Raw genomic sequence first — 17,364 nt, 5'->3', positions numbered from 1 at the left:
GAAGTACAAGGACCCGCAGAACGGCTGCATCACCGCCCAGGCCGGCATGGGCTTCTTCTGCGACTACGTGCGCCACGTGGTCAAGCAGGACCCGGCGTTCGGCAAGAACGCCGACGACCGCAAGAAGCTCTGGGACACCGGCGGTCTGAACATCTACACCACGCTGGACCCGGACAAGCAGGCCGCCGCCCAGAACGCCGTCACCAAGAACGTCAACGTGACCGACCAGGTGTCGGCCGCGGCGACCATGATGGAGCCCGGCACCGGCAAGATCCTGGCGATGGCCCAGACCCGCCCGTACGGCCTGGACCCGAACAAGAACCAGACCGTCGTCAACCTCAACGTCGACGCCGCGATGGGCGGCGGCAACGGCTTCCAGACCGGTTCGACCTTCAAGCCGATCCTCGCCGCGGCGGCGCTGGAGGCGGGTATGTCGAACACCCAGGCGTTCCCCTCCCAGAACAAGATCGAGTACCCGCAGATGACCACCTGCTCGGGTACCTGGAAGAACACCGACAAGCCCAAGGCCACGGTGAAGAACGAGCAGGACAGCGAGGTCGGCCCCTACCAGCTCAAGGAGGCCATGGCCCGCTCGGTCAACACCTACTTCGTCCAGATGGAGCAGCAGGTCGGCCTCTGCGCGATGAAGCAGATGGCGAACAAGCTGGGCATCACCCAGTCCGCCAAGGGCGACCAGTTCCAGGAAGTGCCCTCGATGGTCCTGGGCACCTTGGAGCTCTCCCCGCTGACCATGGCGAACGTCTACGCGACCTTCGCCGCCCGCGGGAAGTACTGCACCCCGGTCGCGATCAACAAGATCACCACGGTGGACGGCAAGGACATCAAGGTCCCGCAGTCCCAGTGCACCCAGGCGTTCTCCGAGCAGACCGCGGACTCGCTCAACACCGTCCTGCTCAACGTGACCGAGAAGGGCACCGCGGCCGCCCTCGGCCTGGACGACGGCCGCAAGATCGCCGGTAAGACCGGCACCACCGACGAGAAGAGGGCCGCCTGGTTCGACGGCTACACCCCGTCGCTGGCCACCGCGGTCTGGCTCGGCGGCCCCGCCGGCGGCGTCAAGATGAAGAACATCAACATCGGCGGCAAGCACTTCGACGACGTGTTCGGCGCCACCGGCCCCGGCCCGATCTGGCAGATGGCGATGAACCAGGCGCTCAAGGGCACCCCGCTGGAGCCGATCCAGACCACCGACATCCCGGACCCCCAGCCGGCCGCGCCCCCGGCGAACGCCACCCCGCCGGCCGACCCCAACGCCCAGCCGCAGCAGCCGCAGCCGCAGCAGCCGGCCGGCAACCCGCCGCCGCCGCCTCCGGCCAACCCGAACCCCGGTGGGGTGATAGGAGGAGGGTTCAACCTCCCGCCCGGCCTCATCGGCGGCGGCAACGGGAACGGCAACGGCGGCAAGCACGGCGGCGGCAACGGCTGACGCGCCGTCCGCGTGACCGCGCGGTGACGTGACCGCACAACGGTGAAGGGGCGCCCTCCGGTAATCCGGGGGGCGCCCCTTCGGCGTGTGTTCCGGGGCCGCTACGACTGGCTCGTTCCGGGGCCCGTTACGGCCGGCTCGCTCCAGGGCCCGCTACGGTTCAGGCCAGGGCGGCCTTCACGGCGGCGGCGACCCGGCCGCCCTCGGCGAGGCCGTCGACCTTCGGCTTGACCAGCTTCATCACGGCGCCCATCGCCTGCGGGCCGCTCGCCCCGCTCTCGGCCACGGCGGCGGCCACGATCTCGGCCAGCTCCTCGTCGGAGAGCTGCTTGGGCAGGTACCCGGCCAGCACCTCGCCCTCGGCACGCTCGCGCTCGGCCTGCTCGGCCCGACCACCCTTGTCGAAGGCCTCGGCCGCCTCCCGGCGCTTCTTCGCCTCGCGGGTGATCACCTTCAGCACCTCGGCGTCGGACAGCTCGCGCTTCTCCTTGCCCGCCACCTCCTCGGCGGTGACGGCGGCCAGCGTGAGCCGGATGGTGGACGAGCGCAGCTCGTCCCGGTCCTTGATGGCAGCCGTGAGGTCCTCCTGCAGCTGCTCCTTGAGCGTGGTCATGGGCACGAGTCTCCCACCTGCGGCGTTCGGTCGCTTGCCATTAACCGGGCCCGGCGTCGCGCCGGGGTCGGATCGACGTCGGGCCGGGGTCGAGCCGGGGGTCGAGCCGGGGGTCGAGCCGGGGTCGAGCCGGGGTCGGGCCGATTGCCGTCCGGAGTCCCGGAACGCTCCGTAACCGTTTATCCTGGTTACATGACCGATGGAGAGCGGGAGCCGGCGACCGGCCTGGTCCTCACCACCCCCGGCGGCAGCCGCTTCCTCTTCGACCCCGGCGCCCTCTGCCTCGAACTGCTCCCCACCGGCGGTCCCGGCGACTACGCCCGGTACGAGGTGCTGCACCGGCCCTCCGACCTCGCCGACTGGCTCCCGCGGTCACGGCTACGGCTGCCCGCCGAGGCCGTACGGATCTCCGCCGACCAGCTCACCGCCGCCCGCACCCTCCGCGACGCCCTCTGGCGGCTGGCCACGGCCCGCGCCCACGGCGACGAGGCCGCCGTCGAGGACCTGGCCGTACTCAACCGGGCCGCCACCCACCCACCGCTCGTCCCGCAGATCGCCCCGGACGGCACCGCGGCCGCCCCGCTGCCCGCCGACGGGGCACAGCTGGTCTCCACCCTCGCCCGGGACACGATCGCCCTGCTCACCGGGCCGTACGCGAACCGGATCCGCGAGTGCGGGGCGCACAACTGCCAGCTGCTGTTCGTCGACACCTCGCGACCCGGGCGGCGGCGCTGGTGCTCGATGGAGCGGTGCGGCAACCGCAGCAAGGTCCGGGCCCTGCGCGCCCGGCGGGAGACCGAGGAACCGGCTCCCGTTCCGCCTCCGGGGTCGTCCACCGGGCCCGTTCCCGTACCGGGCCACCGGACGTTCACCAGCTGATCCACCGTCTGAGAGCATGGGCTGATGCGACCGCTGTACTCCGTTCCGCTCGGCGTTGCCGCCGCCGGCGCCGCCTGCCTCGCCTACTCCGTCGGGTACGAGGTACGTGCCTTCCGGCTCCGCCGGGTCGAGGTCCCCGTCCTGCCCCACGGCGCCAAGCCCATCCGGGTCCTGCAGGTGTCCGACATCCACATGGTGAGCGGGCAGGGCAAGAAGCAGCGCTGGCTGAAGAGCCTGGCCGGCCTGCGCCCCGACCTGGTGGTCAACACCGGCGACAACCTCTCCGACCCGCTCGGCGTCCCGGCCACCCTCGACGCGCTCGGGCCGCTCATGGAGTTCCCCGGCGTCTACGTCTTCGGGTCCAACGACTACTACGGCCCGGCCCGCAAGAACCCGGCCCGCTACCTCCAGGCCATGCGCAGCGGCGCCCACGGCATGAACAACCCCGACGGCACCGCCCGTCGCGGCATCACGGGCGCCGTCCACAACCCGTGGGAGAAGCTCCGCGACGGCTTCGACGCGGCCGGCTGGCTCGACCTCACCAACACCCGCGGCCGCCTCGCCGTCGGCGGCCTCGACCTGGAGTTCACCGGCCTCGACGACCCGCACATCCGCCGCGACCGCTACTCCGAGGTCGCCGGCGGCCCCTCCGCCGACGCCGACCTCTCCCTCGCCGTCGTCCACGCGCCCTACCTGCGCGTCCTCGACGCCTTCACCGCCGACCGCTACCCACTGATCCTGGCCGGCCACACCCACGGCGGCCAGCTCTGCATCCCCTTCTACGGCGCCCTGGTCACCAACTGCGACCTCGACACCCGCCGGGTCAAGGGACTCTCCACCCACCAGGCCGGCGGCCACCGCTCCTACCTCCACGTCTCGGCCGGCTGCGGCACCAACCGCTACACCCCGGTCCGCTTCGCCTGCCCCCCCGAGGCCACCCTCCTCACCCTCACCCCGGCCCCCCGCTGACCAGCACCGGACGCCCGCACGAAACCGGATTTCGTGTCTCGGCGAGCGTCCGGTAGAGTTCTACTCGTCGCGAAGGAGACGGAGCGACAAACCGCAAGACCGGGGTGTGGCGCAGCTTGGTAGCGCGCTTCGTTCGGGACGAAGAGGCCGTGGGTTCAAATCCCGCCACCCCGACCCAGTAAGACCAGCTCAGGGCCGGTCTCCCGCAAGGGAGATCGGCCCTGACTGGTTTCTTGGCGCCCTTGAGGGCCACTGGGGAGTGAGTTGGGGAGTGGATCTTGGAAGGTCACTCCGGAGCGACTTCTACTGACTCCCCCTCAGCAGGACGTCGAGCACGGCCACAGGTGACCGAGGACGCATCCGCCGACGGGCGGCGAGCGCCTCCTCCCAGATCCGGGTCAGGCCCTCCATGAGTTCGTCGCGCATCTCCTGCGTGACGTGGGAGTAGCGGGCCCCGACCGAACCGTCGAGGTGGCCCATCCGCTCGTCGGTCAGCACCTTCGGGGTCTTCAGCCAGTCCAGCATCACCTTGTGCGCGTGGCGCTCGCCGTGCGGCGTGAGCCCTTGGGCGATCGGCAGCCAGCAGGCCTCCGCCCGTGCCGCCGCGCCTCGTCCCCGGGCAGGGATCCCGGGCCAGGGTTCGGCCAGCACTGGAACCGGGTGCGCCGACTGCGGGGACTTCTTGGGGTACCACCCCGTCGCCGCGGGCTGGAACAGCCATTGCGCGAAGCCGCTCCGCCGCCAGTGCGCCGCGTTCTCCCCGCCAGCACCGTTACGGAGGTAGCCGAGATCCGCGATGGCCTTGGTGACGCGCAGCCGCGTGACCTCCGGCACGGTCTCGGGCCGGTTCAGCACGTTGGAGACGGTGCCGGTGGAGACCCCGGCGCGCTGGGCGACGTCGACGAGCTTCACGCCAGTGCGGCGAGCTGCGCCGTTGGCGGCTCCGTGGCCGCTGAAGACGTAGGTCCGCCCGTGGCAAGCGCAGGGCTTCGGCTGGTTCCGCTCGATCTGCCTGGCCAACATGGCCGAGAGGAAGGGCGGGGTGTCGATCGTGCGGTACGAGTCGTCCTTGGGCGGGCAGCGGTGAAGTTCCCCGTTGTCCAGCTCGTAGAGCTGCCACTCGATCCGCACGCTCGTGGGCCGGACGTACTCCGCTTCCAGCCCGACCAGCTCGCCCCACCGCTTGCCCGTGAATCCCTTGGAAACCACCGCAACGAACTCGTCGTCCCGTCCGGAGAGCAGAGAGGCGCGCTCGCCGATCAGCAGGATCCCGAGCGCGTCGGTCACCACCTTCTCGGGGCCACGGTTGCGCGACCGGCCGGCGCGCTTCCCTCGGCCTCGCCGCCTGGCCGCCGGGTTCGAGTCCCGAATTCCGTCCTCCACCGCATCCCCGAGAACCAGGTGCAGCGTGCTGCGCCAGGTCTTGATACTGCTCACCGCGTAGCCGCGCTCCCGCTCCGCCTTGGCCCACCCCTCAATCCGGGCTCGCGTCATCTCCACGATCGGAACCGACTCGAACTCGGGGAGGAGGTGCTGCTCGATGTGGCGCTTGTAGTTCTGCATGGTCGAGGCGGCCAAGTCCTGCTCGCCGTACCAGGCGCTGGCGTACTCGCCGAAGGTGAGCGGCGTCGGCGCGGGCTCCGGTTCCGGCGCGGGCTTGGGCGCCGGCGGCAGCGTCCCGGCGCGGACCAGAGCCTCCTTGTCGTTGGCCGCCTTGGCCGCCTCCCGCTTGGTGCGGAACCTGATCGTGGCACCGTTCTCGTCCGCCACGGTGGCGAGCTTGCCCGGCGCCAGCCAGTACCTGCCGCGGTAGTAGTCCCCGCGCTTCTCTCCGAACCCCATTGCTGTTCCCTCCCCCTACGCAACCGCGGCCGTCTGGAGCTCACTCAGGCGCCGACGCGGCGGCCGCGCCTTGAGGCGCGTCTGCGGCGCGACAGCCCGCTCAGGGCCGACAGGACAGGCCGAGCGAGCCGGCTGCGGGTCGACGGTGACCAGAGGCGGGCTCACCTGCGGGCGCACTTCGAGAAGCCTGACAATCTCGGCCAGGTGCTCGGCCGTGAACCGGTAGCTGTTGCCGACCCGGCAGTACGGGATGCGGGTCTTTCTGGCCTGGTCCTTAACCCACCACTCCGAGCGCCCGAGCATCGCGGCAACCTGATCCGGGCAGTACAGCGCTTCGGGCGTGACGGGTGTGACACTGTGACGGCTGTGACTGGTCATCCCTGTCCCCCGTTCTCGTCCGGGACGGCGTAGCCGCCGGCCCGCCTCAAGAGCTGAGCGTCGTTGGCCATGCGTGAGCAGGTCTGCCGGACGAGGGCCGGCTCCAGGCCGGTCCCCTCAGTGATCTGCTTCGGCCTGGCCCCCGGGTTGGCGCGCACGTAGCGCAGGATCGCGGCGCGGGTGTCGCCGATGGTGTGGTCGGCCGCAGTGCCTTCGAGGAGCTGCCAGGCACCTGCCTCCGGGTGGAAGCGCAGCGCGTACTCGGTCTCGTCCACGTCGCGGCCGGTGACGTGAAGGACCCCGTCGGCCTGGCCCCGGGCACGCTTGAGGACCAGCGTCGCGTCGGCGGCACCGGCCAGGCCGTTGGTGCCCGAGACCTCGGCGAGGAAGTCGTCCGAGCCGGCCTTGCGGACGTGGTGGACGAGCACGATCGCGATGCCGTAGTGGTCGGCGATCCGCTTAGCGTGCCCCACGGCCGCGTAATCCGCGTCGTAGGCGGAGGCACCGGGCATGGACAGTCCGCGCATCTTCGCGAAGACGTCGATGATGACCATCCGGGCGTCCGGGTGGCGCTCGACCCACTGCGCAATGGCCTCGCTTCCGCCCTGCGGCAGCGCGGGGCACGAAGTGGCGAGCGTCAACGTGGACGGTGCCGGAGCGGTACCGAGGATCTTGCGCATCCGGGTCTGCAGGCGGCGCGCGGTGTCCTCCAACGCCAGGTACAGCACCGGACCGGAGTCCACCCGGACCCGCTCAAGGGCCTGGCCGCCGGCGGCGACCGAGAGCGCGAGACCGAGCGAGAGCCACGACTTGCCGACCTTGGGCGGCCCGGCGAGGAGGTTGACCCCCTCCGAGATGATGCCGGGAACCGCCCAGCGCGGCTCGGGGAACTGCGCCGCCATCAGCTCGTCGGCGGTCCAAGCGGTACGGATGCGCTGCTGCGTGGGCTGCAACGGCAGGGGGTCCGGCGAGCCGGCTCCCGGGATGTACGAGGACTCGCTCACGCAGCCCTCCTCGGCGCGACCGTACGCGGACGCTTGGCCCCGGCGCGGAAGCCCGAGGCGACGGTGGCACGGGCTTCCCGCTCGGCCAGACCCTTCGCCAGGGCAGTCGAGACGAGCCGCTCGGCGACCTCGGAGGCGGACAGCTCGCCACCGGCCACGAGCTGCCCCAGCGCAACGGAGGCGAGGTACAGGGCCCGGTTCCGCTGCCCCGGGCGGGCGCTGGTGACGCGCTCCAGCTCACGTCCCTCCGCAGCGTCCAGGTAGGCGCGGTGGCGGTCGTTGGCGGTCAGCTTGGTGGTGACGTGCACCTGCGGCGGCAGAGATGCCGGCACGAGGAGCTCGCGGATCCAGTCCGGCAGCGGCGCGGGTTCTTCGTCGCGGAGCACCAGGTAGCGGCTGCCGTCCACCGTGCTGCCGGCGCCGACCACGTAGCCGCCACAGGCCCGGGTGTCGACCTTCCACCCGAGGACCGAGGCGGTGTTCCGCAGTTCCACACCTGCGGGGGCCGCGAAGTAGAGGTGGAGCCCGCGGCGAGTTCGAACGGTGTGGGTCTCACCCGGGAACGGCTCCCCCGCTTGCTCGGCGAGGTGAGCAAGGGCGTCCCGGCCGTCTGCCACTCCGGCCGGTGTCCCGGCCGGCGGCCGGTCCTGGCTGTGCTTGGGCACGTCCAGGTCGATGACCACCAGCCGGGAGGGACCCGTGGCGACACCGACGTTGTAGCGGCCCGCGGTCCAGCACCGGGCGGCGCGCCGGCAGTCGGTCGTGGCGCGCGATTCCCAGGCCCTGACCGCCGGCCGCTTCTCGCCGGGCACCAACGGGAAGACGTGCCAACCGCGTTCGATGGCCTTGAATGCGGCCCGCAGCAGCGGGCAGGGGGTGGTGTGATGCATGCTTGGAGCACCTCTTATTCCTGGATGGGATGGAGGCCGGGGCAGTGGGCTTCCTGATCCGTCGTCCGCTGCCCCGGGTATGGCTGACACATCAACAACCGGCCTTGCTGCCGGTCAGTTGGGCGTCGGCTCGCCGAGTCGGCTGGTGGCTCAGCGGCCGGCCGTGGTGAGCGCGGTGAGCAGGGCGTGGATGGGGCTTGCCACCACAGTCGCGGCGGCGGTGAAGCCCGAGAGCCAGACCGCAGCGGCGGCGAGGGTGCTGACTCGCTTGGCCCAGACAAGAACCACGGTGATGACGAAGAAGATCAGAGCGGTGGAGATGGTGACGGCCATGGCCGGACTCCCTTCGTGAGGACGTCAGCGGGCGCCGGCCCACAGACGGCGCGCGAGGTTGTAGAGGTGGCGTCCGACGCGGATGCGCTTGCCGATGCCGTCACAGCGGCGGCAGTGCTTCCCGCGGCAGGGCCGACCGCGGCGGTCGTACTTGAGGTGAAAGCCGAAGCCGCGGCACTTGCGGCAATCGCCGAACGGGCTGGCCGCGCAGAGCAGTGCATAACCCAGCGTGATGAACAGCAGGACGGGGCTAGCGGACAGCAGGGCGCTGGCCATGCGTCCTCCCTGGTATTTACGGGCGCCCCGAGATACGGGGCGCTAGGCGATAGATCCCTGTTCAGGGCGGTTTGAGCGCGCTAGCGGGGGCGCTAGGTCTAGCGGATGCCGGTGCTAGGCCTAGCGCCGGCGGCAGTCAGACCGCATCGCGCTTCTGATCACGCTTCGTAGCAGCGGCAACGATGTGAGCGCGGGTGATGCCGCGCCGGTTGGCGCCCTTACCGTCCTCGGCGGTGCCCCAGACCTGGCCGGTGCTGATGCCGTGCGGTTTGAGCGCGGCTGTCAGCTGGTCGGGCGCCCACCCGGCGTAGACCTCCGAGCGGAGCTCTGCGAGCCGGGCGACGACGGTCTCCGACCACACCTTCGCCTCGGCGGCCGGGACGACAGCGAGAATGTCCGCCAGCAGGTCGTAGGACGGTCCGTCGGCCGGCGTGCTGTCCCTGCCGGCGGCGTATCCGGTGAGTAGGCCGGCCCGCTCGCGCACCGCTCGGGCGCGGGTGGCGATGGCTTCGGCCGTGGGGGCGTCGATGTTGACGGCCCGCACGATCCGGGCGTCCGCGCCTTCGCCGACGAAGTAGGCGATGCCCTTGTCGGCCCATGCGAACGTGGTGGCCCGGATGCCGTTGCGGTAGGAGCTGGTGCCCAGGACCATATCGTTCTCCAGCTGGCCCATGACCTTGAGGCACAGCCGGACGGAGGCGTTGGCGCTGATGCCGGTCGGCAGCGACTTGGCGTCCGGGCGCTGCGTGGCGAGCAGGAGAACGATGCCGGTCGCCGGACCGCGTTTGACGAGGTCCGTGCAGATCTCCTCCAACTCACGCCCGTAGAGCTGGTGTTCAAACCACTTCTGGCACTCGTCGACGCCGATGACAATCGGGTGCAGCCCCAGCGACTTCTTGTCGGCCAGTTCGCTGGTGACCTTGGACTCGGGGCAGATGTCTCGCGGAAGGGAGCGGATCACCTTGGCACGACGGCGCAGTTCCTCGCGGATCGCGCGCATGTCCTCCAAGGCGTACTTGATGTCCTCGTCGTCCTCGCCGGCCCGGTGGCGGTGCGAGACATTCTCCCCGACCGGGTCCAGGTCGCCGGTGCCCTTGAGGTCGTAGGTGTGCAGCTCGGCGCGCGGGTCCAGGGCCGCGATCAGCAGGAGCAGGCGCAGCAGGAAGGTCTTGCCCATGCGCGGGATGGCGCCGATGACGCCCGCGACGTACATCAGGGTGACGTCGACCCAGCGCCCGCGTTGGTCGGTGGCGAAACCAACCGCCTTGAACAGGTCCACGGTCCCGGCCTTGAGCAGCGGCCACTCCGGCTGGCGCGTCTTGTTCATGTCCTGGTCGCCAACCCAGAGCGCCATCATGCCCGGGTGCTCGCCCGCCATCGGCTCCGGCCACACGCAGCCCAACGGCCGGCGCAGACCGGAGGCCAGCTTGTCGCGCTTCTCCATCACCTCGCCGACCGTGACTCCGGGAGGGAGCTGGACGTCGGCGCGCCAACCAGGCCCGTCGCGGGTGATCGGGGCCGTGAACTCCACGCGGCCGCCCTTGGAGAGGTACTGGGTCATACCGCTGATGGCCAGCACGGACAGCGCCCGTTCCACCATCTCAGAGGTCAGTCGCTGCACCGTCGCCGCAATCACCGCGCGGGAGATCAGCGGTTGATCGGCCGGTGCCCCTACTGCGCCGAGGCCGAGCACAACGGCGGCGACGAGTGCCAGTTGGATCCAACCGGGAGTGCTCAGCGCCAGCAGCGGGACGAACGCAGCGGCGGTCAGGGCGTACAGGACGGTGAGCCAGCCGCGCGCGGCAACCCGCCGGTCGCGTTGACGGGTCAGCTTCAGGTACAGCTCGGCGTCCTCGGTGGCGACGGCGTACGCGCGGATCGGCTCGCCTTCGAGGTCCCGCGTCCACCGACGGAACTCCCGCATCGCGCGGGACGCACCGCGGGGCGAGCGCACCGCGAGCTTGCCCGCGTAGGCCGGCAGACGGGCCGCGTGGAAGGCGATCGTGTGGGCGTAGTGGCCCACCGTCCAGCGAGCCGCTGCCTGGAACTCGGCCTTGCTCCGGAGCCAGGCCGGGACCACCGGTCGGCGCTTCTCCGCCTGGACGCGCTCCAGCCATCCCGGACCGGCGGGCGCCGGCTTGTCGACCGGCGCGGCGGGTGCGTCCTCGTACACCGAGTCCGTCTCTGGGCTGCCCTGGTTGACGGCCGGGGCAGGTTCGGTGCCGTGCTGCTCACGCTGGGGCCCGCCCTGGCCGAGGCCGGCCGGGCTGCCGTCGCGGTCGGCGTTCAACTCGGCTTCGAGGCGTGCGAACAGCTCGCGCGCGTCGTCGTCCTCGTCGTCATGGTTCACTGTGGATCCTTCCTCACGTCGGTGGCGAAGGGGACCCGGGACGCACTGTGCTGCCAGGCGGGGCGCGTCCCGGGAGTTCGTCGGCGTCTCAGAGCGAGCGCGCCGTGTCGGCTTCGGCGACGACGTCCGGAACGTTCTCCGGCTCGGCTCCGCCCGGCCTGTCCAGCTGCCACGGCTGTGCCCCGGCGGCGTAGTCCCGGGCCAGCTCCAGGAACGTTTGCGCCGCGCTGGCCAGCGCCTCCGCGAACGCGAGGTGCGCGGCGGGACCGTCAAACTTCGGGCTCGGGCCGAAGATGTCGACCTCACCCGTCGCGGTCGCCAGCGTCAGAACGGGGCAACCGTCGGCCTGTCGCTTCCCGGTGACAGTGCTCTCGGGAGTGGCGTGCACGTACGTCACGATGAGGCTCATCGCATAGTCCATTCAGGTTGGGGATGACTCGGTCACTTGTCGGTCGCGCCGACGGGGGCGGGCTGCCGTTCCGTCCGGACGGTTCGGATCTGCTTGGCACCCCACTCGGGAGACATGCCGTGTGTCCGCCCGATCTCGGTCGGCGAGGGAACGCGGCCGTCGGCGAGCGTGCGCCGGATCGCTGCCCGTGCCGCATGGCGCTTCGCTTCCATCGCGGCGTCGTCCGGTGCGGCCGGTACGGAGGTTGTACGGGGCGTGCGTGGTGCGCTTGTACGGCCCCTGAGCTGGTTGTATGGCGTTGTACGCCCTGCCTGCGGCACGGCCCGTGCAGAGCCGCTGGCGTCGGCCCGAAGGAGTTCGGCGACCGGACGGGCAACGGCGAATCCGGCTTCCACAGCGGCCCGCACGTTGGTCGTGCCCAGCGTGGGCCAGCTGGCGGCTGGCCGGGCGAGCAGCTCCACGCCGGCCCGATCCCCCGGGCGCAGGTGCTTCGCCACCGACGCTGACGCCTTGGCGTGCGCGGTGAGCAGGTCCGCAGTAACCCCCGGCTCGGCACCGTGCACCGCCCGCCAGGCCAACGCCCACAACTCCTCCGGCGTCAGCTCCGAAGGCAGTGCACTGGACAGCCACCTCGCGGTCTGCGCCACCTTGCGGTGATGGCGCCTCCGCTGACGGTCGCGCCGAGCCTGGCGCGGGTCGCCGGCATCCTGCCGCTGCGAGTGCAGGTACATGTGCCAGGTGATCGGCGCGGCGAGCGAGGCGCACGCGGCCACGACCGCGAAGCCGGTCCCCCACATCTGCGCACCGTGGGTGAGATTGATGCCCGCAGCAACCACGGCAGCGACCCAGATGCCTGCGTGGTGCGCTGCGGCGGACAGGCCGCGAGTGTCCCGCACTCGGCCTTGCAGTGCGAAGACCCACGTCAGGGACTCCAACGCGCCGCCGCCGGCCAGCGCCATCGGCAGCGGCCAGCGCTGGGCGAGGAAGCTGATCTGCCCCGGCAGCGCCACCACCACGAACAGTGCGATCACCGCCAGAGTGGCCAGCAGCACCGCACGGCCGGCCAGGGCTTCCCGGCGGGCGGCCCACCTTCGTCCCCGCTCGGAGCGCCGCCGCGCCCTGCGCCGCTCGCGCTCGGCCTCCGCGACCGCCCTCAACTCGGCCCGCGCCTCCTGGCGCTCCCGCTCGGCGGCCATACGCGCGCTCAGCGCCAGGGCCTCGGCCTCGGCGCGGTCCCGCCCGGCCTGTGCCCGCGCGATTTCTACGGCGACCGCGTCCAACTGCCGTGCGGCCCGCGGACTGTAGACGGTCGGCCGACTCATGCGGCCCTCCCCGGCCGGAAAGACCGGCAGTCGGTGCAGCGTGTCACGAATGTGGCGGCGTCCAATAGCAGTTCCGCGACGTACGCGACCAGCTCAGGCGCGTCCTCGCGAAGATCCGCCAGGATGCCCCGGGCAGCGTCCACGCGAACAGCGCGCTCAGCGTCGGATTCGCCCGCCCGGCCGACAAACAACTCACCGAGAAACTCAGGAAGTTGCTCGCCTTCCGACAGCGGACCGACCTGCTCTTCGAACTCATCAGCCCCGTCGGGCCGTCGATCGCGTAACGAAGTGCGCATGCTTCTCCTACTCCTGGAGGGATGGAGAGAGCCGGGGCAGCGGGCTTCCTTGATCCGTCGACCGCCGCCGCCGGCAACGGATTACTCAGACGTGGATGCGCCGCGGGGCGGCCATCCGCTGCACGGCCTGAAAGGCCGCCGTGACGGCGGAGGAGGAGCCGAGGCCGACCAGGAAGGACAGCAGCCAGCCGCCGCCAGAGGCCAGCTCGGCTCCGCCGCCGAGCGTCGCCACGACGAAGGCGACACCGCGGACGCCCCACGACGCCACGCTCCCGCCGTCCGGCTCCGACTCGGGTCGGCGGCCCACCAGCTCCAGGTCGTAGCGCCGGACCTGGCGCAGCTCCCCGCCGGAGAGCTGGATCACCACAACACTGCCGTCCGCCTGTTCGGCGGCACCGGCCACCGCGCCCAGCGCCATGTCGCTCCGGTCGCGGACGACGTCACCGATTGCGAGTCGCATTGGCCCCCCTCGGGATCGGAAGCGGGTCCGGCCATGCCCAGCCGCCCGCAACTCCTTAAGAGATCCTGTCCTCAGGTCCTCTTTAGGAGTTGCCCATGACTATGAGCTACGCCACCCCAACTCGTCAAGTCCTCTTGAGGACTCGTATGCTGGTTTCCGCTAGACGACCAGGACGGTGATCACCATGGCGAAGGCGTATGAGCGCATCGCGGACGACCTCCGCCAGCTCATCCGGGCAGGCGAACTGAAGCCCGGGGACCGGCTGCCGGCGGAGACGAGCCTCGTCGGGCAGTACGGCAAGAGCCTCCCGACCGTCCGCCAGGCCCTGGCCCTCCTCCAGGCCGAAGGGCTGATCGAGAAGCAGCACGGTCGCGGCACCTTCGTCCGCAAGGCACGCAAGCTCGTACAGCGCAGCAACGACCGGCACCAGTGGGAGAAGAACCGCGCGCGCGGCTCGCTGGCGGAGCGTCAGCAGACCGGCGCGACCGAGCGCGACACCGGTCTGGAGCTGGACGACCTGGTCTTCAGTGCCGAGTACCGGCAGATCCCCGCGGACGCCGAGTGGGCGGCCGCCTTCGGAGTGACAGAAGGAACGACTCTGCTGGAGCGCGTCTTTCACACGCGCTACCGCACGGAGACGGCTCCCTTCAATCTCACCCGTTCGTACCTGGTCCACGACATGATCGCGGGCAACCCCGACCTTCTGGACGCCACGAAGGAACCCTGGCCCGGCGGGACGCAGAACCAGCTCCACACGGTCGGCATCGAGGTCGACCGGATCGTCGAGCGCGTCACCGCGCGGCCGCCGACGGCTGAGGAGGCCGAGGAACTGGAGTTGCCGCCCGGCACCGCCGTCCTCGTCCTGCGAAAGACATCCTTCGACGTCGAGGGCCGCGTCGTGGACATCGCTGACGTCACCCTCCCGGGCGACCGTACGGAGCTGACCTTCACCACTCAACTGGAAAGGTGGTGAGGGCCGTGCAGCGGCGCATCATCATCGTCACTGCTGTCCACCCGCCGGCCGCGCTGTTCCTGCCGGACGCCTACAAGTCACTCTGCGAACAGGAACTGCCGGAGGGCTGGGACTGGCTCTGGCTGATCCAGGAAGACGGCAAGAGCGACCAGGTCGCCCCCTACGTCCCCGACGACGTCCGGATCAGCTTCCGCCAGGGCCGACAGGGCGGTGCGGGCATGGCCCGGACCATGGCGCTGGCGCGGGCCGAGGGCGAGTACGTGAAGGTGCTGGACGCCGACGACATGCTGGCTCCCGGCGCCCTCGCCCGCGATATCGCCGCGCTCACCTCGAACCCCGAGATCGGCTGGACGACCTCCCGCGTCCTTGACCTGCTCCCGGACGGCTCGTTCGTCGGCTTCGACCAGGACCCGCCCGCCGGCCCCATCGAACGCGGCGCCGTCCTGGATCACTGGAAGGCACACGACTACCGCGCCCAGGTCCACCCAGCAACCCTCTGCATGCGCCGCGACCTGCTGATTGCCCTCGGCGGCTGGATGGCCCTCCCCGCTTCCGAGGACACCGGGCTCCTCCTCGCGCTCAGCGCGGTGAGCCGCGGCTGGTTCACGGCGGAGGTCGGCCTGCACTACCGCAAGTGGCCCGGCCAGGTGACCAGCCAGGCCGCCCACGTCGACAGCGCCGAGCGCGAGGCCCGGATGGCGGTCATCGAAGCCAGGGCGGAGTTGCTTGCGGGGCTGGCGTGGCAGTACCCCGCCGGGGCCTGAGCATTTCGTCCCTCGGCCGGAACGGCAAGAGCCCGGACACCTCTCCGTCCTGGAGATGTCCGGGCTCAGCCGTAGTCAGCGCCTCAGGGATGGGGTGGCCTGGCCGGCCTTCGAGCACGATCGGCCCGGAGCGGCTGCACTTCCCCTCCCTGCTCGAAATCCGTCAGCCGCGTACGCTGAGCCGGACAGAGGCCTGCGCGTTCACTTCGGCGCCGCCGTATAGGCCGGGCGGATCCTGATCATGTGGGGCTCGGCAGGCTCCAACAGGTCGCCGACGTAGAGCGCCAGCGTCCAGCTGCCCCTGCGCCGCACCTGACCCGCGATGAACTCCGCCGCACCCGGCCGACCGAGACCGCACTCAATGAAGTCCCGGTGCCATGCCCACACCGTCAGCTGCTCGATCTCCCTGAGCAGCGCCGCAAGCGCGTCGGGGAGCCTGAAGAACTCCGCCTCGGGCATGATGCCGTCGATCGAGGCCATGACCGGGCCGAATGTCTTGGCCCCTCCGTCTTTCATGCTGATCACCGCGTACCCTCCTCGGCCTCTCGCTGATGCTGCGCGCTCTGGTCAGTGCTCACAGCGCACCCCCGTCCGTCGGGGCAACCAACGCCCACACCGCCTTGCCCACACCACCCTCGCGGGGGCTCACGCCCCACTCCTTCGCGAGCTGGTCAACCAACCGCAGCCCGCGGCCGGACTCGTCCTCATTGCCCGCCGCGCGCATCGTCGGGATCCGCCGACTGGCGTCGTGAACCTCGATGCACAGCAGCCCGGGCTCCATGCCGAATCGGACGAAGATCAACCGACCTGGCACCCGCGCGTGTTGCACGGCATTGGTGACCAGCTCGGATAGGACCAACTCTCCGATGCCCATGAACCGTTGGCCGTCATCGACGTCGGCCAGAAACTCCCGAAGCAGACTCCGGGCGGCGCCAACGGACTTCCGGTGACGAGACAGCCACGCCTGAGACGTTCCGATGAGCCTCGTCACTTCCCGCCCCCCGTCAGCTCTGGCCCGCCGGTCGAGAAGACCGCCTCGCCTCGGTCGCTGGGGAGCACCAACAACACGCCCATCACCACCCGACCGGCGCCATCAATCGACGTACGCTCGATCGCCAGGACGGGAATCCGGGCAACGATGCGAAGCGCATCGGCCTCATCGGCGCTCGGAAAGCGCGCAGTGACGCGCTCGGCAGTCTCCGCGCACCGGATGCCGCGCGCGAGCAGATGCGCGCGAACGTCGTCGCCCCAGGGCGACCACGGAGCTTCCGGGAGAGGAGCGTCCAGCGCACGCGGCACGTAAACGCGCGCCAGACTGCATGGGCGACCAGCCTGCTCGCTGAGGTAGACACGCTCGACCACCGGAGTCTTGGCGCGGACCCGGAGCAACGACTGGAGCTCGCCTGCTGCCTTGACCTCGGTCACGGTGACCTCGATCCGCAACGCAGGAGAGTGAGCTGCCGGCGGGTCCTGCGGGTGGCGCCCGCCGGCGTAAGTGATCGGCTGGACCGGACGGCGAACGAAGTTCCCGTTGCCGTGGAACTTCTCGATCAACCCCTCGGACTGGAGCTCGTCCAGAGCCCGACGCAGGGTCGGCAAGCCGACTTCGTAGGTCGCGGCAAGCTCACTTTCCGAGGGCAGCTTGCTGCCGGCCGGAAGAGCCCCGGAGCCGATTCGGCGCCGGAGGTCTGCGGCCACGCGTGTGTATCGGACGGCCATGGCGCGCTCACCACCTCCGGTTGTCATCGGTGGAACTGCGGTACGGCAGCGGGGCCGGGGGGCGATAGCTCGAACACGCAACGAGCTGACGCCTGGTCCACGTCGGGGCGGGGCAGGTAAGGTCGAACACGCTGATCAGCTCCCATACAGCTGATGGCACTGCCCCGCGACGGCGACTGCATCGTCCGTCGCGGGCGCATCCATGCGGACGGCGGCCCATGCGATCAGGCCGCGGCTGGCGCTGCTGACAGTTCCGAACCGGTCGGCTGTCTCCAGCAATGCCAGGAGAACTCCCCACGACTCGGCCGTTGTCGAGTCCGGCACCTCCGTCTCTATGCAGGCGTGATTGCCGTGATCCTTCATCTGCGGATCGAGCCCGAGGGCCAAAAGACCAGCAGTGATGCCGTCAGCACGTGCCAGATCGCACGAGAACACAGGAC

The 17,364-nt window shown here is 70.6% G+C and carries 21 protein-coding genes and 1 tRNA gene; 6 read left to right on the top strand and 16 right to left on the bottom strand.

Going from position 1 to position 17,364, the window contains the following annotated elements:
• Positions 1–1,447 (top strand): transglycosylase domain-containing protein (locus tag ACFVWU_RS17650; RefSeq protein ID WP_387621346.1); only part of this gene is annotated, 1,447 nt, incomplete at its 5' end.
• 160 nt (positions 1,448–1,607) lie between these two features.
• Here the strand turns inward: ACFVWU_RS17650 and ACFVWU_RS17645 are convergent.
• A complete protein-coding gene (locus ACFVWU_RS17645) occupies positions 1,608–2,060 on the bottom strand; it encodes a GatB/YqeY domain-containing protein (RefSeq protein WP_387621343.1) in 453 nt (150 codons plus the stop codon).
• 192 nt (positions 2,061–2,252) lie between these two features.
• Here ACFVWU_RS17645 and ACFVWU_RS17640 point away from each other — a divergent pair, with 192 nt between their 5' ends.
• The 3 genes from ACFVWU_RS17640 to ACFVWU_RS17630 all read left to right on the top strand — a co-directional run bounded on the left by ACFVWU_RS17640 (position 2,253) and on the right by ACFVWU_RS17630 (position 4,082).
• Entirely contained in the window at positions 2,253–2,939 is a 687-nt protein-coding gene (locus tag ACFVWU_RS17640; RefSeq protein WP_387621340.1) for a CGNR zinc finger domain-containing protein, read from the top strand.
• Positions 2,940–2,963: 24 nt separating this feature from the next.
• Positions 2,964–3,908, top strand: coding sequence for a metallophosphoesterase (locus ACFVWU_RS17635; protein WP_387621337.1), 945 nt, complete (start codon positions 2,964–2,966; stop codon positions 3,906–3,908).
• Between the two features lie 100 nt (positions 3,909–4,008).
• Positions 4,009–4,082: transfer RNA gene (locus tag ACFVWU_RS17630), tRNA-Pro, on the top strand.
• A 129-nt stretch (positions 4,083–4,211) separates the two neighbouring features.
• Here ACFVWU_RS17630 and ACFVWU_RS17625 read toward each other — a convergent pair.
• From ACFVWU_RS17625 to ACFVWU_RS17575, 11 genes are all read right to left on the bottom strand, one after another.
• The gene (locus ACFVWU_RS17625) at positions 4,212–5,750 is read right to left on the bottom strand and encodes a LacI family DNA-binding transcriptional regulator (protein WP_387621334.1); all 1,539 of its coding nucleotides are present in this window, start codon (positions 5,748–5,750) and stop codon (positions 4,212–4,214) included.
• A 15-nt stretch (positions 5,751–5,765) separates the two neighbouring features.
• A complete protein-coding gene (locus tag ACFVWU_RS17620; protein WP_387621331.1) occupies positions 5,766–6,128 on the bottom strand; it encodes a helix-turn-helix domain-containing protein in 363 nt (120 codons plus the stop codon).
• Complete coding sequence (locus tag ACFVWU_RS17615; RefSeq protein WP_387621328.1) at positions 6,125–7,132, bottom strand: AAA family ATPase; 1,008 nt, start codon at positions 7,130–7,132, stop codon at positions 6,125–6,127. Before ACFVWU_RS17615 ends, ACFVWU_RS17620 begins: the two co-directional genes overlap by 4 nt.
• Positions 7,129–8,022, bottom strand: a complete 894-nt coding sequence (locus ACFVWU_RS17610) for a bifunctional DNA primase/polymerase (protein WP_387621325.1) — start codon at positions 8,020–8,022, stop codon at positions 7,129–7,131. The genes ACFVWU_RS17615 and ACFVWU_RS17610 overlap by 4 nt, the downstream gene beginning before the upstream one ends.
• A gap of 150 nt (positions 8,023–8,172) precedes the next feature.
• Positions 8,173–8,355, bottom strand: coding sequence for a hypothetical protein (locus ACFVWU_RS17605; RefSeq protein WP_387621322.1), 183 nt, complete (start codon positions 8,353–8,355; stop codon positions 8,173–8,175).
• 24 nt (positions 8,356–8,379) lie between these two features.
• Entirely contained in the window at positions 8,380–8,631 is a 252-nt protein-coding gene (locus tag ACFVWU_RS17600) for a hypothetical protein (RefSeq protein ID WP_387621320.1), read from the bottom strand.
• A 136-nt stretch (positions 8,632–8,767) separates the two neighbouring features.
• Positions 8,768–10,981, bottom strand: a complete 2,214-nt coding sequence (locus ACFVWU_RS17595; RefSeq protein ID WP_387621317.1) for a cell division protein FtsK — start codon at positions 10,979–10,981, stop codon at positions 8,768–8,770.
• A gap of 88 nt (positions 10,982–11,069) precedes the next feature.
• The gene (locus ACFVWU_RS17590; protein ID WP_387621315.1) at positions 11,070–11,390 is read right to left on the bottom strand and encodes a hypothetical protein; all 321 of its coding nucleotides are present in this window, start codon (positions 11,388–11,390) and stop codon (positions 11,070–11,072) included.
• A 32-nt stretch (positions 11,391–11,422) separates the two neighbouring features.
• Complete coding sequence (locus ACFVWU_RS17585; RefSeq protein ID WP_387621313.1) at positions 11,423–12,712, bottom strand: hypothetical protein; 1,290 nt, start codon at positions 12,710–12,712, stop codon at positions 11,423–11,425.
• Entirely contained in the window at positions 12,709–13,008 is a 300-nt protein-coding gene (locus tag ACFVWU_RS17580) for a hypothetical protein (RefSeq protein WP_387621310.1), read from the bottom strand. The genes ACFVWU_RS17585 and ACFVWU_RS17580 overlap by 4 nt, the downstream gene beginning before the upstream one ends.
• An 85-nt stretch (positions 13,009–13,093) precedes the next feature.
• Positions 13,094–13,468 (bottom strand): hypothetical protein, encoded by a 375-nt coding sequence (locus tag ACFVWU_RS17575; protein ID WP_387621307.1) that lies wholly within the window; start codon positions 13,466–13,468, stop codon positions 13,094–13,096.
• Positions 13,469–13,652: 184 nt separating this feature from the next.
• On the opposite strand from ACFVWU_RS17575, the gene ACFVWU_RS17570 reads away from it, so the two are divergent.
• Positions 13,653–14,441 carry a GntR family transcriptional regulator gene (locus ACFVWU_RS17570; RefSeq protein ID WP_387621304.1) on the top strand — a complete coding sequence of 263 codons (789 nt, stop codon included), beginning with the start codon at positions 13,653–13,655 and terminating at the stop codon, positions 14,439–14,441.
• A 5-nt stretch (positions 14,442–14,446) separates the two neighbouring features.
• Entirely contained in the window at positions 14,447–15,205 is a 759-nt protein-coding gene (locus ACFVWU_RS17565; RefSeq protein ID WP_387621301.1) for a glycosyltransferase family 2 protein, read from the top strand.
• A gap of 201 nt (positions 15,206–15,406) precedes the next feature.
• On the opposite strand, the gene ACFVWU_RS17560 is transcribed toward ACFVWU_RS17565, so the two are convergent.
• From ACFVWU_RS17560 to ACFVWU_RS17545, 4 genes are all read right to left on the bottom strand, one after another.
• A complete protein-coding gene (locus ACFVWU_RS17560; RefSeq protein ID WP_387621298.1) occupies positions 15,407–15,730 on the bottom strand; it encodes a hypothetical protein in 324 nt (107 codons plus the stop codon).
• Between the two features lie 49 nt (positions 15,731–15,779).
• Positions 15,780–16,196, bottom strand: coding sequence for an ATP-binding protein (locus ACFVWU_RS17555; RefSeq protein ID WP_387621295.1), 417 nt, complete (start codon positions 16,194–16,196; stop codon positions 15,780–15,782).
• On the bottom strand, positions 16,193–16,903 hold the full coding sequence (locus ACFVWU_RS17550; protein WP_387621292.1) for a GntR family transcriptional regulator: 711 nt from the start codon (positions 16,901–16,903) through the stop codon (positions 16,193–16,195). The genes ACFVWU_RS17555 and ACFVWU_RS17550 overlap by 4 nt, the downstream gene beginning before the upstream one ends.
• A gap of 156 nt (positions 16,904–17,059) precedes the next feature.
• Complete coding sequence (locus tag ACFVWU_RS17545; protein WP_387621289.1) at positions 17,060–17,359, bottom strand: hypothetical protein; 300 nt, start codon at positions 17,357–17,359, stop codon at positions 17,060–17,062.
• Between the last annotated feature and the right edge of the window lie 5 nt (positions 17,360–17,364).

The organism is Kitasatospora sp. NPDC058190, from assembly GCF_042883685.1.
Lineage (GTDB): Bacteria > Actinomycetota > Actinomycetes > Streptomycetales > Streptomycetaceae > Kitasatospora.
Note: the sequence above shows the minus strand (reverse complement) of the source record. Positions and strands in the feature narration are given on the sequence as shown.

Coding starts and splice junctions, on each gene's coding strand:
- ACFVWU_RS17600 (WP_387621320.1), bottom strand. CDS start 8,631: ATGGCCAGCGCCCTGCTGTCCGCTAGCCCCGTCCTGCTGTTCATCACG.
- ACFVWU_RS17620 (WP_387621331.1), bottom strand. CDS start 6,128: ATGACCAGTCACAGCCGTCACAGTGTCACACCCGTCACGCCCGAAGCG.
- ACFVWU_RS17640 (WP_387621340.1), top strand. CDS start 2,253: ATGACCGATGGAGAGCGGGAGCCGGCGACCGGCCTGGTCCTCACCACC.
- ACFVWU_RS17610 (WP_387621325.1), bottom strand. CDS start 8,022: ATGCATCACACCACCCCCTGCCCGCTGCTGCGGGCCGCATTCAAGGCC.
- ACFVWU_RS17645 (WP_387621343.1), bottom strand. CDS start 2,060: ATGACCACGCTCAAGGAGCAGCTGCAGGAGGACCTCACGGCTGCCATC.
- ACFVWU_RS17585 (WP_387621313.1), bottom strand. CDS start 12,712: ATGAGTCGGCCGACCGTCTACAGTCCGCGGGCCGCACGGCAGTTGGAC.
- ACFVWU_RS17580 (WP_387621310.1), bottom strand. CDS start 13,008: ATGCGCACTTCGTTACGCGATCGACGGCCCGACGGGGCTGATGAGTTC.
- ACFVWU_RS17625 (WP_387621334.1), bottom strand. CDS start 5,750: ATGGGGTTCGGAGAGAAGCGCGGGGACTACTACCGCGGCAGGTACTGG.
- ACFVWU_RS17605 (WP_387621322.1), bottom strand. CDS start 8,355: ATGGCCGTCACCATCTCCACCGCTCTGATCTTCTTCGTCATCACCGTG.
- ACFVWU_RS17590 (WP_387621315.1), bottom strand. CDS start 11,390: ATGAGCCTCATCGTGACGTACGTGCACGCCACTCCCGAGAGCACTGTC.
- ACFVWU_RS17575 (WP_387621307.1), bottom strand. CDS start 13,468: ATGCGACTCGCAATCGGTGACGTCGTCCGCGACCGGAGCGACATGGCG.
- ACFVWU_RS17635 (WP_387621337.1), top strand. CDS start 2,964: ATGCGACCGCTGTACTCCGTTCCGCTCGGCGTTGCCGCCGCCGGCGCC.
- ACFVWU_RS17570 (WP_387621304.1), top strand. CDS start 13,653: ATGGCGAAGGCGTATGAGCGCATCGCGGACGACCTCCGCCAGCTCATC.